Origin of the sequence: Amycolatopsis cihanbeyliensis (assembly GCF_006715045.1) — a bacterium.
In the GTDB taxonomy this organism is placed as follows: Bacteria; Actinomycetota; Actinomycetes; order Mycobacteriales; family Pseudonocardiaceae; genus Amycolatopsis; species Amycolatopsis cihanbeyliensis.
Genome location: NZ_VFML01000001.1, coordinates 5,959,234 through 5,975,069, shown reverse-complemented (window position 1 = coordinate 5,975,069; position 15,836 = coordinate 5,959,234). Strand labels below are relative to the sequence as shown.

General features: G+C 67.9%; 17 protein-coding genes. 2 read left to right on the top strand and 15 right to left on the bottom strand.

Features of this window, described 5'->3' with window-relative positions:
• Positions 1-6: 6 nt before the first annotated feature.
• The 4 genes from ehuD to FB471_RS27270 form a co-directional block, all read right to left on the bottom strand.
• Complete coding sequence (gene ehuD, locus FB471_RS27285) at positions 7-666, bottom strand: ectoine/hydroxyectoine ABC transporter permease subunit EhuD (RefSeq protein WP_142001170.1); 660 nt, start codon at positions 664-666, stop codon at positions 7-9.
• 3 nt (positions 667-669) lie between these two features.
• Entirely contained in the window at positions 670-1,377 is a 708-nt protein-coding gene (gene ehuC, locus FB471_RS27280) for an ectoine/hydroxyectoine ABC transporter permease subunit EhuC (RefSeq protein WP_142001169.1), read from the bottom strand.
• A gap of 11 nt (positions 1,378-1,388) precedes the next feature.
• Positions 1,389-2,297, bottom strand: coding sequence for an ectoine/hydroxyectoine ABC transporter substrate-binding protein EhuB (gene ehuB, locus FB471_RS27275; RefSeq protein WP_281287444.1), 909 nt, complete (start codon positions 2,295-2,297; stop codon positions 1,389-1,391).
• Between the two features lie 203 nt (positions 2,298-2,500).
• Entirely contained in the window at positions 2,501-4,525 is a 2,025-nt protein-coding gene (locus tag FB471_RS27270; RefSeq protein WP_142001167.1) for a protein meaA, read from the bottom strand.
• Positions 4,526-4,651: 126 nt separating this feature from the next.
• Between FB471_RS27270 and FB471_RS27265 the strand changes: the two genes are divergently transcribed.
• Complete coding sequence (locus tag FB471_RS27265; protein ID WP_142001166.1) at positions 4,652-5,275, top strand: LysE family translocator; 624 nt, start codon at positions 4,652-4,654, stop codon at positions 5,273-5,275.
• 9 nt (positions 5,276-5,284) lie between these two features.
• Here the strand turns inward: FB471_RS27265 and FB471_RS27260 are convergent, their stop codons facing one another.
• Both FB471_RS27260 and murA read right to left on the bottom strand, forming a co-directional pair.
• Positions 5,285-5,722 carry a pyridoxamine 5'-phosphate oxidase family protein gene (locus tag FB471_RS27260; protein WP_142001165.1) on the bottom strand — a complete coding sequence of 146 codons (438 nt, stop codon included), beginning with the start codon at positions 5,720-5,722 and terminating at the stop codon, positions 5,285-5,287.
• 88 nt (positions 5,723-5,810) lie between these two features.
• A complete protein-coding gene (gene murA / locus FB471_RS27255; protein WP_142001164.1) occupies positions 5,811-7,085 on the bottom strand; it encodes a UDP-N-acetylglucosamine 1-carboxyvinyltransferase in 1,275 nt (424 codons plus the stop codon).
• Between the two features lie 138 nt (positions 7,086-7,223).
• Here murA and FB471_RS27250 point away from each other — a divergent pair, with 138 nt between their 5' ends.
• Positions 7,224-8,102, top strand: coding sequence for a glycosyl hydrolase (locus FB471_RS27250; protein WP_142001163.1), 879 nt, complete (start codon positions 7,224-7,226; stop codon positions 8,100-8,102).
• Between the two features lie 106 nt (positions 8,103-8,208).
• Here FB471_RS27250 and FB471_RS27245 read toward each other — a convergent pair whose 3' ends face one another.
• The 9 genes from FB471_RS27245 to atpB all read right to left on the bottom strand — a co-directional run bounded on the left by FB471_RS27245 (position 8,209) and on the right by atpB (position 15,749).
• On the bottom strand, positions 8,209-8,628 hold the full coding sequence (locus tag FB471_RS27245) for a DUF2550 domain-containing protein (protein WP_425457114.1): 420 nt from the start codon (positions 8,626-8,628) through the stop codon (positions 8,209-8,211).
• Between the two features lie 39 nt (positions 8,629-8,667).
• A complete protein-coding gene (locus tag FB471_RS27240; protein ID WP_211358271.1) occupies positions 8,668-9,024 on the bottom strand; it encodes a F0F1 ATP synthase subunit epsilon in 357 nt (118 codons plus the stop codon).
• A 135-nt stretch (positions 9,025-9,159) separates the two neighbouring features.
• Positions 9,160-10,593 (bottom strand): F0F1 ATP synthase subunit beta, encoded by a 1,434-nt coding sequence (gene atpD / locus FB471_RS27235; protein WP_142001160.1) that lies wholly within the window; start codon positions 10,591-10,593, stop codon positions 9,160-9,162.
• Positions 10,594-10,596: 3 nt separating this feature from the next.
• Positions 10,597-11,544, bottom strand: a complete 948-nt coding sequence (locus FB471_RS27230) for a F0F1 ATP synthase subunit gamma (protein ID WP_142001159.1) — start codon at positions 11,542-11,544, stop codon at positions 10,597-10,599.
• Positions 11,545-11,555: 11 nt separating this feature from the next.
• Positions 11,556-13,199, bottom strand: a complete 1,644-nt coding sequence (gene atpA / locus FB471_RS27225) for a F0F1 ATP synthase subunit alpha (RefSeq protein WP_142001158.1) — start codon at positions 13,197-13,199, stop codon at positions 11,556-11,558.
• Positions 13,200-13,250: 51 nt separating this feature from the next.
• On the bottom strand, positions 13,251-14,072 hold the full coding sequence (locus tag FB471_RS27220) for a F0F1 ATP synthase subunit delta (protein WP_142001157.1): 822 nt from the start codon (positions 14,070-14,072) through the stop codon (positions 13,251-13,253).
• Between the two features lie 3 nt (positions 14,073-14,075).
• Positions 14,076-14,618, bottom strand: a complete 543-nt coding sequence (locus FB471_RS27215; protein ID WP_142002563.1) for a F0F1 ATP synthase subunit B — start codon at positions 14,616-14,618, stop codon at positions 14,076-14,078.
• 44 nt (positions 14,619-14,662) lie between these two features.
• Positions 14,663-14,908, bottom strand: coding sequence for an ATP synthase subunit c family protein (locus FB471_RS27210; protein ID WP_142001156.1), 246 nt, complete (start codon positions 14,906-14,908; stop codon positions 14,663-14,665).
• 58 nt (positions 14,909-14,966) lie between these two features.
• On the bottom strand, positions 14,967-15,749 hold the full coding sequence (atpB, locus tag FB471_RS27205; protein WP_142001155.1) for a F0F1 ATP synthase subunit A: 783 nt from the start codon (positions 15,747-15,749) through the stop codon (positions 14,967-14,969).
• Positions 15,750-15,836: the final 87 nt, after the last annotated feature.

Sequence of the window (15,836 nt, the reverse complement as noted above, 5' to 3'; positions counted from 1 at the left end):
CGCAGGCTAGCCGCGCACCGTGCCGAACTTGCGCTCCACGACGCGTGCGCCCCAGGCCATCACCAAGGCCACGATCAGGTACAGCAACCCGGCCGCGGTGATGGGTTCGGCATAGCGGAAGGTGTCCGCCCCGATGCTCCTCGCCAGCCCGAGCATCTCCAGCACGGTGATGGCGGCCAGCAGCGGGGTGTCCTTGAACATCGCGATCACGTAGTTGCCGAGCGCCGGGATGACCCGCGGGATCGCCTGCGGCAGGATCACGCTCGTCCAGGTCCGCCGGGTGGAAAGGTTCAGCGCGGTCGACGCCTCCCACTGGCCCGCCGGCACGTTGTCGATACCCGAGCGGTAGACCTCGGAGGTGTAGGTCGCGTAGTGCAGCCCGAGCCCCACCACACCGGTCAGCAAGGCGGGAGCGCTGACGCCGATGAGGGGCAGCACGTAGAACAGGAAGAACAGCTGCACCAGCAGCGGGGTGGACCGGATGAACTCGATCAGGACACCGATCGGCCACCGGATCCAGGCCGAGTCGCTACGCCGCAGCAGGGCGAACACCAGGCCGAGCACCAGCGCGACCGCGTAACCCAGCACGGTCGCGATCAACGCGGTCACCAGGCCGTCGAGCAGTGTGGGAACCGAGTCCCAGACGAGGTTCCACTGGAAATCCATGCGTCACACCCCCTGCGGCTCGGCGGACCGGCGGTTGAATATGCGGCCGATGGCTCCCGGCGGTACCTGCCTACCGAGCTTGCGTGCGGCGATCCGTTCCAGCCAGCGCATCAGCGCGGTGAAGATCAGTGCGATCACCCCGTACCCGACGAGCAGCCCGAGGAACACCGTCGTGGTCTCCCCGGTCGAAGCCCGGATGAGCTGGCCGGCGAAAGTCAGGTCGGAGAGATAGACGATCGATACCAGCGCGGTGGCCTTCAGCAACTCGATCAGGTTGTTCGAGAACGGCGGGATCATCGCCACGATGGCCTGCGGCAGGATCACCTTGCGCATCCGCTGCGCGGGGGTGAAGTTCAGCGCGATCGCCGCTTCGGTCTGTCCTTTGGGGACCGATTGCACGGCACCGCGCACCACCTCGGCCGCGTAGGCGCCGATGTTCAACGCCAGCGCGAGGGTGCCCGCGAACAACGGGTCGAACTGGAACCCGAAGGCCGGGATCACGAAGATCAGCCAGAACAGCAGGATCAGCGCGGGGAAACCGCGGAAGATCTCGGTGTAGAGGAAGGCGATCCCGCGCAGCACCTTGTTCCCGCTCAGCCTGGCCAGGCCCGCGGCGAACGCGAAGACCAGCCCGAGCGCGGCACCGTAGACGGTCAGCTGCAGGGTGATCAGCAGGCCGTCCCAGAGGTATCCGACGAATCCGGATGACATCAGCTCACCCCTCAGACGACTTCCGGAGCCGCGCACAGCTCCTGGGCGGTCAACTCGGTCATCTCGTTCTTGGAGAAGCCGAACGGCTGGACGATCTCCAGTACCTCGCCCTGCGCCTTCATCGCGGCCAGCTCCCGGTTGAAGGCATCCACGATATCGGTCTCGCCCTTGCGGAAACCGAAACCGCCCGCGCCGTTCTGTTGCACCCCGTCGATCACCACGAAGAACGTCTCGCTGATCTCCAGGGCCGCGCCCGGCCGCTCCTCGAGCGCGGCATTCAGCGAGAGGCGGGTGAGCATCAGGGAGTCGGACCGGTTGGCGAGCACCCCGTCGATCCCGGATGCCTGGTCGGGGAAGACCACGACCCGATCGCGCGGAATACCGAGTGCCAGCGCATAACGCTCCTCCACCGAACCGGTCAGCACCCCGATCCGGGCACTCTGATGGTCCCGGACGCTCCTCAGGTCGGTCAGCCCGAGCGGATTGCCCGCGGGCAGCAACAGTGCCTCCGGGGCGTTGTAGTCCGGATTGCTGAACTCGATCTCGGCGCATCGGGGCGGGGTGATGTACATGCCCGCGGCGATCACGTCGAACAGCCCGGCCTTGAGCCCGGGGATCAGGGAGCCGAAGTCGGCGAGCTTCGGTTCGAATTCGTCGATACCGAGCTTGCGGAACACGGCCTTGCCGACCGAGGGCGCCTGACCGGTCAGCTCGCCCCCGTGGTTGATGTAGCCGAACGGGCGCTCGTTGGCGAACCCCATGCGGACCACCCCGCGGTCCCGCAATCGGTCGAGCAACTGCCCGCCGTCACCTCTCGCGGCTATGTTGACCGAGGTGCATCCACTCGTTACGAGTCCACCGCCCAACGCGACGGCAAGGGCACCCCCAGCGCTGCCACGGAGGAATCGGCGGCGGGACACATCTGCATCACTCACGCGTATTGACTCCTGCCTGCTCAATCGACTCCCGAGCCAGGTAAGCAGCTTGGGAGGGATCTCGATGCGACGACCCTAGGCAGTTCACCTGAAAGGGTCAAAAGGGCCTTTAATGTCCATTATGGACCCTACAGTCGGCATCGGGGAGCTGACCAGCAGGTTCAGCATGATCGAATCGAATGTTACAATTACGCGACGGGCAGACCTTGGGACTCCCGTACCACATTGACGATTTCGTCCATGATCTCGGTGAGTTCGTAGTCCTTGGGGGTGAACACCCGGGCGATACCCCGATCCACGAGCAACGTCGCGTCGTCGGCCGGAATGATGCCGCCGACGATCACCGGTATGTCACCGGCACCGGCCGCGTGCAGGCCGTCCACCACCTCGGGCACCACCTCGAGATGCGAGCCGGACAGCACCGAAAGCCCCACCACGTGCACGCCCTCCTGCACGGCCGCGGCCACGATCTGCTCCGGGGTCAGCCGGATGCCCTGGTAGATCACCTCGAACCCGGTGTCCCGTGCCCGCACGGCCACCTGCTCGGCGCCGTTGGAATGCCCGTCCAGCCCCGGCTTGCCGACCAGCATGCGCAGCTTCTCGCCCAGCTCGGCCCCGGTCGCCTCGACCCGCGCGCGCACCCGCTCCACCTCGGCGGCGCCCTCGCCGGAGATCGAGGCGGCCGACACTCCGGTGGGCGCCCGGTACTCGCCGAAGGTCTCGCGCAGGGCACCGGCCCACTCCCCCGTGGTGACCCCGGCCGCGGCGCAGGCGAGGGTGGCCTCGAAGAGGTTCGCCGAGGTCCCCGCCGCAGCGCGCAGCTCCGCCAGGGAGCGCTCCACCGCGGCGTCGTCCCGCTGCTCCCGCCACCGTTCCACCGCGGCGACGGCCTGCTTCTCCACGACCGGATCGACGGTTTCGATCGCGTCCACGCCCTCCGTCTGGAGGGGACTCGGCTCGGTGGTGTCGAACCGGTTCACCCCGACCAGCACCCGATCGCCCGACTCGACCCCGCGCCGGTACTCCGCGAGCGAGGCGACCAGCTGGGACTTCATGTAGCCACTCTCCACCGCGGCCACCGCGCCCCCGAGCTCCTGCACCCGGTCGATCTCCTCGCGCGCGCCCGCCATGATCTCGGCGACCTTGGCCTCCACCACCCGCGAGCCCGCGAAAAGGTCCTCGTACTCCAGCAGGTCCGTCTCATAGGCGAGCACCTGCTGCATACGCAGCGCCCACTGCTGGTCCCACGGCCGGGGCAGGCCGAGTGCCTCGTTCCAGGCCGGCAGCTGGATCGCCCGCGCCCGCGCGTCCCGTGACAGCGAGACGGCCAGCATCTCCAGCACGATCCGCTGCACGTTGTTCTCCGGCTGTGCCTCGGTCAGGCCGAGCGAGTTGACCTGGACGCCGTAGCGCAGCCGCCGCGCCTTCGGCTCGGTGACGCCGTAGCGGTCGCGGGTGATCTCGTCCCACAGCGCCGCGAAGGCGCGCATCTTGCACATCTCCTCGACGAACCGCACGCCGGCGTTGACGAAGAAGGAGATCCGCGCGACCACCCGAGCCATGTCCTCGGCGGCGACCTGCCCGGAGTCGCGCACCGCGTCCAGCACGGCGATCGCGGTGCACAGGGCGTAGGCCACCTCCTGTGTCGGCGTCGCGCCCGCCTCCTGCAGGTGGTAGCTGCAGATGTTGATCGGGTTCCACTTCGGAACGTGGTGCACCGTCCAGGCGATCATGTCGGAGATCAGCCGCAGGCTGGGCCCCGGCGGGAAGATGTAGGTCCCGCGGGAGAGGTACTCCTTGATGATGTCGTTCTGCGTGGTGCCGGTGAGCTCGGCCAGCACCTCGTCCACGTCCCGGCCGTCCGCCTCGGCCTGCTCCCTGGCGACGGTCACGTAGAGCGCGAGCAGCCACATGGCCGGCGCGTTGATCGTCATCGAGGTGTTCGCCTCGGCCAGCGGGATGCCGTCGAACAGCCTGCGCATGTCGCCGATGTGCGAGATCGGCACGCCCACCTTGCCGACCTCCCCCTTGGCCAGCTTGTGGTCGGGGTCGTATCCGGTCTGGGTCGGCAGGTCGAAGGCCACCGAGAGCCCGGTCTGGCCCTTGGCGAGGTTCCGCCGGTACAGCTCGTTGGAGGCTGCCGCCGAGGAGTGACCCGCGTAGGTACGCATGACCCACGGGCGATCGCGTTCACGGTCCGCTGGATAGGGCACGGCAACCTCCCGATCGACGACCCACCCATCATACTCGTCAGTAACATCCGGCGCGGAGTGGAATCGGACACCCGGCCGGGGAGATCGCTCACCCGACCGGCGGTACACCCGCTAGCGTGAGAGACCGTGACATGGGGTGCCTACAGCAGCTATCTGGTCTTCGTCGTACTGGTCGTACTGGCGCCGGGCCCGGACACCATGGTGACGCTGAAGAACGCGCTGGCCGGTGGCGCGCGTGGCGGCTTGCTCGCGGTCTGCGGGATCACGATGGGCAACCTGACGCAGGGCACCGCCGTGGCGCTGGGGCTCGGCACCCTGATCGTGCACTCCCAGCCGGTGTTCACCACGCTGCGCTGGGCCGGCGTGGTCTACCTCTGCTACCTGGGCGTCCAGGCGCTGCGCTCGGCATGGCGCGGCGACTACGGAACGGCAAGCGCGGCGGGCTCGCGCTCCTCCGGATTCCGGCGCTGGCGCGAGGGGTTCTTTTCGAATGTCACCAACCCGAAGGTGCTCGCGCTCTACCTCTCGGTGCTCCCCCAGTTCCTCGACCCGGTCAGCACCGGCACCCTGGACGCCCTGCTGCTCGCCTACACCGTGAGCGTGCTCGGTGGCCTGTGGCTGCTGCTGTTGATGTTCTTCGTGCACCGGGTACGCACCTGGCTGCGCCGCACCCGGGTGCGGCGCAGCCTCGATGCGGTCACCGGTACCGCGCTGATCGGCTTCGGCACCGCGCTCGCCGCGGAGTCCTAGCTGTGATGTCTAGCCACCCAGGTCCACACCGGAGTAGTCGGTGCTGAGCCACTTCTCCGGCCGCATCCGGACGATCACCTGACCCTCCGAAGGGATCTGCGAGACGAACCGCTCGGCCTGCTCCCTCGGCAGGTATCGAGCCGCGATCGCGGCCGTCCGCTCGAAGGATGGCCCTTCCTCGAAGGCCACCACCGGCCCCTCGGCGGTCACGTACTTGTACGGCACCTCACCCTGCTGCACGCACAGGCTGAACCGCCCGGCCTCGCGCAGCAACCGGTCCTTGAGCGAGCCGATCCCCATCATCACCAGGACGTCCCCGCCAGGCTCGTAGTCGTACCAGATCGGCACCGCCAGCGGCGCCCGTTCCGGCCTGGTGATGGCGATCAGGCCGACCCGCACCTCGGCAAGGAAGGCCATCCGGTCGGCACTGCTCATGGTCAAGGACATCCGCTACCCCGTTTCTGGTTGACCGGCACGCCACGGCTCGGGCGCCCAACACGATCAACCAGCGGGGTCGTGGCCGTGTTCCACGGAGTCAGGACCGTTCCGGCTCGGTGGTCACCCGGTCGATCCGGGCCCCGAGGCGGTTCAGGTTCTCCACGAAGTACGGGTAGCCGCGGTCGATGTGGAACACGTCCCAGACCTCGGTGATCCCGTCCGCGCACAGGCCGGCGAGTACCAGGCCGGCACCGGCCCGGATGTCCGAGGCCCACACCGGCGCGCTGGACAGCGCCGCGACCCCGCGGACCACCGCGTGGTGCCCGTCCGTGCGGGCGTCCGCGCCGAGCCGGACCATCTCCTCGATGAACCGGAACCGGGCCTCGTATACGTTCTCGGTGATCATCGAGGTGCCGTCGGAGACCGCGGAGAGGGCGACCGCGAACGGTTGCAGATCGGTGGCGAAACCGGGGTAGGGCAGGGTCACGAAGTCCACCGACACCGGGCGGTCGGCCTGCACCACCCGGAAGCCCTCGCCGTCGAATGCCTCCACCTCGGCGCCGGCGAGCCGCAGCTTCTCCAGCACCAGGTCGAGGTGATGCGGGTTGACCCCGCGCACGGTCAGGTCTCCCCTGGTCATCGCCGCGGCGAAGGCCCAGGTGGCGCCGACGATCCGGTCCCCGATCACCTGGTGTTCGGTCGGGTTCAGCCGGTCCACGCCGTGCACGGTCAGGGTGGACGTGCCCGCGCCCTCGATCTTGGCGCCCATCTCGATGAGCATCGTGCAGATATCGGAGATCTCCGGCTCGCGGGCGGCGTTGTCGATCACCGTGGTCCCCTCGGCGAGCACGGCCGCCATCAGGATGTTCTCGGTGGCACCGACGCTGGGGAAGTCCAGCCAGATCTGCGCGCCGTGCAGCCCGTCCGCCTTGGCGACCACGCAGCCGTGCTCGATCGTGCTGGTGGCCCCGAGCTTGCGCAGCCCGTTCTGGTGCATGTCCAGCGGTCGCGACCCGATCGCGTCCCCGCCAGGCAGTGCCACCACGGCCCGCTTCAGCCTGCCCACCAGGGGACCCAGCACGCACACCGAGGCCCGCAGCTTGCCCATCGCGGAGGAGTCGGCGTGGTGCGAGAGCTCGGACGGCGTGGTGATGGTCACCGTGTCCCCCGCGATGGCGACCTCGCAACCGACGCTCCGCAGCACGTCGGCCATCAGCGGGACGTCCAGGATCTGCGGGCAGTTGGTGATGGTCGTGGTGCCCTCGGCGAGCAGGGCCGCCGCCATCAGCTTGAGCACGCTGTTCTTGGCCCCGACGACCTCGACCTCACCGACCAGCCGCGCGCCACCATGCACGTCGAAGTGCTCACTCATGAGCGCCAATCATGCCTGCCACGCGCAGCTACCTGATGAGCAGGGCGCCGAACCGGGCGCGAAACACGCCCTGGACGCGGCCGTCCGGCTCTGTTATTCATTTACGAACTATCAATCAGGATTGAGGGAGAACAACATATGCTGGGGTACACGGTCGCGGCCCTCACCGCCCTCGCGAGCACCATCACGGCACCCGCCGCGGCGGCACCCGCCACGCCCCTGTGCGGAGCCGCCTTCGCCATCGAATCCGCGGGCGAGACGTACCAGGAGGCCTTCGAACGGGTCGACGGCTACTACGGCCTCGAGTCGGTCCGGGTCTTCTACCCCGGCCTGCCGCGGCACTGGCCGGGCAAGCTGGACGCCGGCGACCGGACGCTCACGGTCTCCTTCAAGGCCGATCCGGCGAGCGTGACGGCGGGCAGGCATGACGAGCACTTCCGCACCTGGTTCGCGCGGGCACCCCAGGACGTGGACGTCTACTGGAGCTACTTCCACGAACCGGAGGACAACGTCCTGAACAAGGGTGAGTTCACCGCCTCGGAGTACCGGGCCGCCTGGCGGCACCTGCACGCGCTGGCCGCCGAGGCCGGCAACCCCCGGCTGCACCCGACGTTGATCCTGATGAACTGGACGGTGGATCCGGACTCGGGCCGGAACTGGCGGGACTTCTACCCCGGCGACCGCTACATCGAGGTACTCGCCTGGGACGCCTACAACCAGATCACCGGGGTCACCAGGAAGTACCGCTCCGCCGAGCAGATCTTCGGCGATGTGGTCACGGTGAGCAGGCAGGCAGGCAAGCCGTTCGCCGTCGCGGAGACCGGTAGCGCGCTGGCGACCGGGGACGGCGGCCGTGGCCGGGCCGAGTGGCTACGGGAGATCAGCGGCTACCTCACCGACCGGGGCGCGCTCTGGGTGCAGTACTTCGACCTGGACTTCACCGCGCACGGGCATTCCGACTACCGCCTGCGCGACCACGCGGGCAAGGCCGCCTGGCGCGACTTCTGCGCCGGCTGACCCACCCACCCGCGGGCCGGGCCCTGAACGTGGCTTTCCTGACGTCAGACGTCGCGAACGGCACTATTGAGACATCTGACGTCCCCATAGCCACGTTCAGGGCGCTTCAGCTGGCGCGGGGGACGCGGCGGCCGGGCGGGGCGGATTCGAGCCAGGAGAGGAAGCCGGTCAGGGCACCGGGGCCCATCGCGATCTCGATGGGCTCCTGCCGGTCCGACTCGCAGCGCAGGACCGTCGAGCCCGCGGGAACGGCGTAGGACTCGGTGCCGATCGGGTCCCTGCGGTCGGCGATCTCCAGGTGGTCCCGGTGGAACACCCGGTCCGGCCCGGTTCGCAGGCTCCACACCCGATGCCAGACGAACTCCTCACCGCGATACCGGCCGATCCCGAGATGCCAGCCGGAGCGGGCCCGGTCCGGTCGCCAGCGCAGCGCCACACTCACCCCGCCGACCTTGCGCATCCGGACCCACCGCAGCAGATACCAGCCGGTGAGCGTGAGCAGCACGAGCAGGAGTCCGATGACCATCAGTGTGATACCCACGGCCGGCTCCCGCTCGTCGCTCGATCAGGCCGACTGTCCGGCGGCGCGTAGGCGCCCGCTCGCTCTGGCGCGCTCGGCCTCGTCCTCCACGGTCAACGCGGCCCGCGCGGCGGCGATGTCGATCTCCTCGGCCAGCTCCGCACTCTCGGCCAGGATGCTCACCCCGTCCGCGGTCACCGAGAGGAACCCGCCGTGTACGGCGGCGGACACCGTCTCACCGTCGGTGGTGGTCACCCGTACGACCCCGCCCTCGACCAGCTGGCCGAGCACCGGTTCGTGGCTCGGCATGATGCCGATCTCACCCTCGGTGGTCTGCGCCACCACGAAGGTGGCCCTACCCGACCAGAGGCGACGCTCGACCGCGACAACCTCCACGGACATCTCAGCCACGTAGCTCTCCTTCACATCGGGTGCCTGCACCCAGTGTAACGGCTGAACCGCAGGTACCGGGCTCCACTATTCGAACGACGGAGCCGGAGTCCACTGTGGACACCAGCCCCGCCGCTCGGAAGTGACTCACTTCTTGGTGATTTCGTGGTATTTCTTCTCCAGGTCCTCCAGGCCACCGATCCCGAGGAAAGCCTGCTCAGGGTAGTGGTCGAAGTCACCCTTGGTAATCTTGTCGAAGGACTCGATGGTCTCCGCCAGCGGCACCGTCGAGCCGGGGATCTGCGTGAACGCCTCGGCGACCAGCATGTTCTGCGAGAGGAACCGCTCGATCCGGCGAGCCCGGTTCACCGTGAGCTTGTCCTCCTCGGACAACTCGTCCATCCCGAGGATGGCGATGATGTCCTGCAGCTCCTTGTACTTCTGCAGGATCCGGATCACCTCGGAGGCCACCCGGTAGTGGTCCTCGCCCAGGATCGCCGGGTCCAGGATGGTGGAGGTGGAGGCCAGCGGGTCGACCGCGGGGAAGATGCCCTTCTGGAACACCGACCGGGACAGCTCCGTGGTCGCGTCCAGGTGCGCGAAGGTGGTCGCGGGCGCCGGGTCGGTGTAGTCGTCCGCCGGCACGTAGATCGCCTGCATCGAGGTGATCGACCGGCCCCGGGTCGAGGTGATCCGCTCCTGCAGAGTACCCATCTCGTCGGCCAGCGTCGGCTGGTAACCCACCGCCGAGGGCATCCGGCCGAGCAGGGTGGAGACCTCCTGGCCGGCCTGGGTGAACCGGAAGATGTTGTCGATGAACAGCAGCACGTCCTGGTTCTGCACATCGCGGAAGTACTCCGCCATGGTCAGCGCGGACAGCGCGACCCGCATACGGGTACCGGGCGGCTCGTCCATCTGGCCGAAGACGAGCGCGGTGTCGTTGATGACCCCGTCCTCGCTCATCTCGAGGAACAGGTCGGTGCCCTCACGGGTGCGCTCCCCGACCCCGGCGAACACCGAGGTACCACCGAAGTTCCTGGCCACACGGGTGATCATCTCCTTGATCAGCACCGTCTTGCCGACGCCGGCGCCACCGAACAGGCCGATCTTGCCACCCTGCACATACGGGGTGAGCAGGTCGATGACCTTCAGGCCGGTCTCCAGCATCTGGGTCTTGCCCTCGAGCTGGTCGAAGGCAGGCGGCTTGCGGTGGATCCCCCACCGCTCCAGGTCGGCGCCGTAACCCGGCTCGTCGAGGCAGTCGCCGAGCGCGTTGTAGACGTGCCCCTTGACCTTGTCGCCGACCGGCACGGTGATCGGGCCACCGGTGTCGGTGACCTCGGCGCCACGCACCAGGCCGTCCTGCGGCTGCAGCGAAATGGTCCGCACCATGTTGTCGCCGAGGTGCTGGGCGACCTCCAGGGTCACCGTCTTGCGCAGCTCCTCGAACCCGATCTCGACCTTCAGCGCATTGAACTGGTTCGGTACCGCGCCCCGGGGGAACTCGACGTCGACGACCGGGCCGGTCACCGAGACGATCCGGCCCTTGAGCGCGGTTGGGGCGGTTTCAGTGGCAGTCATCGCTCAGTCATCACTTCCTACAGCGGCAAGCGCGTTAGCACCGCCGACGATTTCGCTGATCTCCTGGGTGATCTGGGCCTGGCGCGCCTGGTTCGCCAGCCGCGTGTAGGTCTCCACCAGCTCTCCTGCATTGTCCGAGGCCGCCTTCATGGCGGTCCGCCGCGCGGCCAGCTCGGAGGCCGCCGCTTCCAGCAGCGCCGAGAAGATCCGCGTGTTGATGTACTTCGGCAGCAGCTCGCCGAGCAGCTTCTCCGCGTTCGGCTCGAACTCGTAGGAGGAAGCGAGGCCCGCAGCGTCCGCGGCCTCGGCTGAGTCCTCCGCGTACTCGATCTCCAGCGGGGCGATCCGCTTGGCCACCGGGGTCTGGGTGAGCATGGACCGGAACTCGGTGTAGACGATGTGCAGCTCGTCCACGCCGAGCACGCCGTCCGCACCCGGGCCGCCGCCCTCGTCGTCCGCACCGGCGAGGAAGGCCCGCACCAGGGCGGAGCCCATCTCCGCGGCGTCGGTGTAGTGCGGTCGCTGGGAGAAACCCGTCCAGTACTGCTGGATCTCACGCCCGCGGAACCGGTAGTACCCGAGCCCCTTGCTGCCTGCCACGTAGAGCACCGGCTCCTTGCCCTGCTCCCGCAGCAAGGACAGCAGCTCCTCGGTGGTCCGGTGCACGTTGGTGTTGTACCCACCGCACTGGCCGCCGTCGCTGGTGACCACCAGCACGGCGGCCCTGGTCGGGTTCTCCCGCGCGGTCAGCAACGGATCGTCCAGCGTGGACGCCGCGGTGGCCAGCGCGGAGAGCACCTTGGTGATCTCGTCCGCGTAGGGCCGGGCAGCCTCCACCCGCGCCTGCGCCTTGCCGATGCGCGAGGTGGCGATCAGCTCCTGGGCTTTGGTGATCTTGCCGATCGCCTTGGTCGACTTGACCTTCTGCCGGAGTTCGCGAAGTTGGGCCATGGCTTATCCGGTCACTTCTTCGGCGCGGGCTTGTTGACCTTCACGGTCTCCTGCCCGACCTTGTCGGCGTCCATGGCATCGGCATCGGCCTCGTTCACCAGCGGCTTGCCCTCGGAGGTGGTGAAGCCCTTCTTGAACTCGTTGGTGGCCGCGGCGACCCGCTCGGCGATCTCCTCGGTCCACTTCCGCTTCTCGCGGATCTCGGTCAGCAGGTCGTCGTGCCGGTGCCGCAGGTTGTCCATCAGCTCGTTGTTGAACCGGGCGACGTCCTCGGTCGGCACGTCGTCGAAGTGCCCGTTGGTGCCGAGCCACACCGAGATGACCTGGTTCTCCACCGCGATCGGCGAGTTCTGCGGCTGCTTGAGCATCTCGTACAGCCGGCCACCGCGGTCGAGCTGCGCCTTCGATGTCGGGTCCAGGTCGGAGGCGAAGGCGGCGAAGGCCTGCAGCTCCTGGTACTGGGAGAGGTCGATCCGCAGTGAACCGGCGACGGTCTTCATCGCCTTGATCTGCGCGTCACCACCGACCCGGGAGACCGAGGTGGTGACGTCCACCGCGGGCCGCTGGCCGGAGTTGAACAGGTCGGACTGGAAGAAGCACTGCCCGTCGGTGATCGAGATCACGTTGGTCGGGATGTAGGCCGAGATGTCGTTGGCCTTGGTCTCGATGATCGGCAACCCGGTCATCGAACCGGCACCCAGCTCGTCGTTCAGCTTGGCGCAACGCTCCAGCAGGCGGGAGTGCAAGTAGAAGACGTCGCCGGGGAACGCCTCGCGGCCCGGCGGGCGGCGCAGCAGCAGCGAGAGCGCGCGGTAGGCCTCGGCCTGCTTGGTGAGGTCGTCGAAGACGATCAGGACGTGCTTGCCCTCGTACATCCACTGCTGGCCGAGCGCGGCACCGGAGAACGGGGCCAGCCACTTGAAGCCCGCGGAGTCGGAAGCCGGGGCTGCCACGATGGTGGTGTACTCCAGCGCGCCCGCGTCCTCCAGGGTCTTGCGCACCCCGGCGATCGTGGTGCCCTTCTGACCGATCGCGACGTAGATGCACCGCACCTGCTGGCTCGGGTCGCCGGACTCCCAGTTGCGCTTCTGGTTGATGATCGTGTCCACGCAGACCGTGGTCTTCCCGGTCTTGCGGTCACCGATGATCAGCTGACGCTGGCCACGGCCGATCGGGGTCATCGCGTCGATCGCCGTGATTCCGGTCTGCAGCGGCTCGCTCACCGGCTGGCGCTGCACCACCGAGGCGGCCTGCAACTCGAGCGCGCGGTTGCCGGAGGACTCGATGTCGCCGAGGCCGTCCAGCGGCTGGCCCAGCGGGTTGATGGTCCGGCCGAGGAAGTTCTCGCCGACCGGGACCGAGAGGATCCGGCCGGTGCGCTTGACCTCCTGGCCTTCCTCGATCGTCTCGTAGTCACCGAGGATGACGACACCGATCTGGCGCGGCTCCAGGTTCAGTGCCACGCCGAGGACGCCGCCGGGGAACTCCAGCAACTCGTTGGCCATCGTCGAGGGCAGCCCCTCGACGTGGGCGACACCGTCACCCGTGTCGATGACCGTGCCGACCTCTTCCCGGCTCACGTCCGGGGAGTAACTCGAGACGTAGTTCTCGATCGCGTTGGCGATCTCATCCGAGGAGATCGTCAGCTCCGCCATTGTCGTTCCCGCTCTCGCTTCTCTTCTGCCAGTGTCTGAAAGTGTGTGCCCTCAGCCGGCGAGCTGACGGCGCAGCGCCGCGATGCGGCCCGCCGACGTACCGTCGATGACCTCGTCACCGACCCTGATCAGCAGACCACCGCCGACGCTCGGGTCGCGTTCGACGTGCAGGGCCATCGGCCGGCCGTAGATCTGCCGCAGCCGCTCGGCCAACCGGTCCTGCTGCTCCTCGGACAACTCGCTCGCGGCCGTCACATGTGCCACCGACCGCTCCCGGCGCTGCGCGGCCAGCCGCACCAGGTGGTCGAGCCCGCGCCCGATACCGTGGCCACGCAGCCGGGACACCAGCTGCTCGACCATGATCACAGCGACCTGATCCACCTTGCCGTCGAACAGGTTCCGCACCAGCCCGCGGCGAGCTTCGGCGGGTGCCGTGCGGTCGGCCAGCGCCCTGTCCAGTTCTGGCTCACTCGCCACGATACGGGCAACACGGAAGAGCTGGTCCTCCACCGTGGCCAGGCTGCCCGCTCGTTCGGCACTGGTGAGCAGCGCGGAGCGGCCGAGGGACTCCACCCCGTCGACCAGCTCGCGCGGGCTGGACCACCGGGCACCGACCGCGGCGTCCAGCACCGTCAGGGTCGGCTCGGAGACCTTGCCCTCGAGCACGGACCGGACCAGCCGCGTGCGGGCCGTGGGTTCGGATGAACCGTCGCCGACGGCCCTGCGCAGCCCGATCTCCCTGGTCAGCAGGCCGACCACGGACAGCAGCTCCTCGCCGAGGGCGGAGGGATCCGCGCCGGCGTCGGCCAGCACCTCCTCCAGGCGGTTCTCGGCGGCGGCCAGTGCCTCCCGGCTAGCAGCATGCAGCGTCATCTTCTACGTCCTTGCCCCGGCCGCACCGTTGCCACTGGTCTCGAGCTCGCTGAGGAACCGGTCGATCGTGCCCCGGCGCCTGGCCTCGTCCTCGAGGGACTCACCGATGATCCGGCTGGCCAGCTCGACCGAGTTGCGCCCGAGCTCGGCCCGCAGCTCGGCCATGATCTGCGCCTTCTGCGCCTGCAGCTGCGCCTCGCCCTGCGAGACGATCCGCCTGGCCTCTTCCTGCGCTTCGGACCGCAGCTCTTCCTTGATCTGCTCGGCCTCCACCCGGGCGTCGTCCCGGATCTTGGCGGCCTCGGTCCGGGCCTCGGCCAGCTGCGCCTTGTACTGCTCCAGCGCTCGCTCGGCGTCGGCCTGTGCCTTCTCGGCCTTCTCGATCCCGCCCTCGATCTTCGCCGTGCGCTCCTCGTAGAGCTTCTCGAAGCGCGGTACCGCGTACTTCTTGAGCAGCCACAGCAGGATAAGGAATCCGACCAGCCCGAGAATGATCTCGGAGACGTGTGGAATGACCGGGTTGATTTCCTCGGCGGCCAACACCATCTGTGTATTCAGCACCATGACTCCCTAGGGGCCGTGCGGTCGGCTCAGGCAGAAGCGATGAAGTACACGATGAAGCCGAGCAGGGCGAGCACCTCGCTCAGCGCGAAGGTGGTCCAGCCGATACCCATCAGCTTGCCCTGGGCCTCCGGCTGCCGCGCGGTGCCGTTGATGACGGCGGCCCACACCAGACCCACACCGATACCGGGGCCGATCGCGGCCAGGCCGTAGCCGATCGCGGCCAGACCCTGGTTGAGGTTCACAGCGTCCTGCGCGAGAACAATGTTGCTCACTTGCGTTTCCCTTTCACTCGGTCCGTGCGTGGCACGGATCGGGGCTTTGTTTGTTGGGTCAGTGGTCCTCGGCCAGCGCCATACCGATGTAGCCTGCGGAGAGCACGGCGAACACGTAGGCCTGCACCACCTGGATCAGGGCTTCCACGAAAAACAGCACCAAGCCGAACAGGAACGACACCACACCGACCGGTTTGAGTGCCACGCCCGCCTCCACCACCAGGTACTCCCCTGCCACCGCGAACAGCGCCAGCAGCAGATGGCCTGCGAACATCGCCGCGAAAACCCGGATGGCCAGCGTGATCGGGTTGAAGACGAATTTCTGGACGAATTCGAGCACGATCAGCAGTGGCATAACGAACCCGGGCGCGCCGGGCGGCATCAACTGGTGCTTCAGGTAGCCGCCGAAACCGTGCCGCCGGAAGCCCACGTAGTGATAAACCGGGTAAACGACCAGCAGCGAGAGCGCGAGTGGGAAGCCGAAGTGCGCGAACGTCGGGAACTGCACGAGCGGGATGATCCCGAACAGATTGTTCACCAGAATGAAGCTGAACAACGCCAGGATCAGTGGGACGAACGGGCGAAAGTCCTTCGAGCCGATCTGGTCGCGCGCGATGTTGTTCCGGGCGAGGTCGTACAGCGACTCGGCCGCGAACTGGACCTTCCCGGGCACGAGCTTGAGGTTGCGCGAACCAAGCATGAAGAACGCGGACACGATCACCAACGCCAGGACCAGCAGCACCATCGGCTTGGTGACGCCGAGCGCGATCGCAGGCGGGAAAAGGGTCTCAACACCCGGAGGGACGAACTCGCCACCTTCGGCTAGTACCAGCGCGCCCAACTGGGCTCCTTCCGGTTCTCCCGGCCGGCGTTCACTCCGCCGGGGGAATCGTCACGATCTGGACTTAACGTACCCGATCGGGATCGG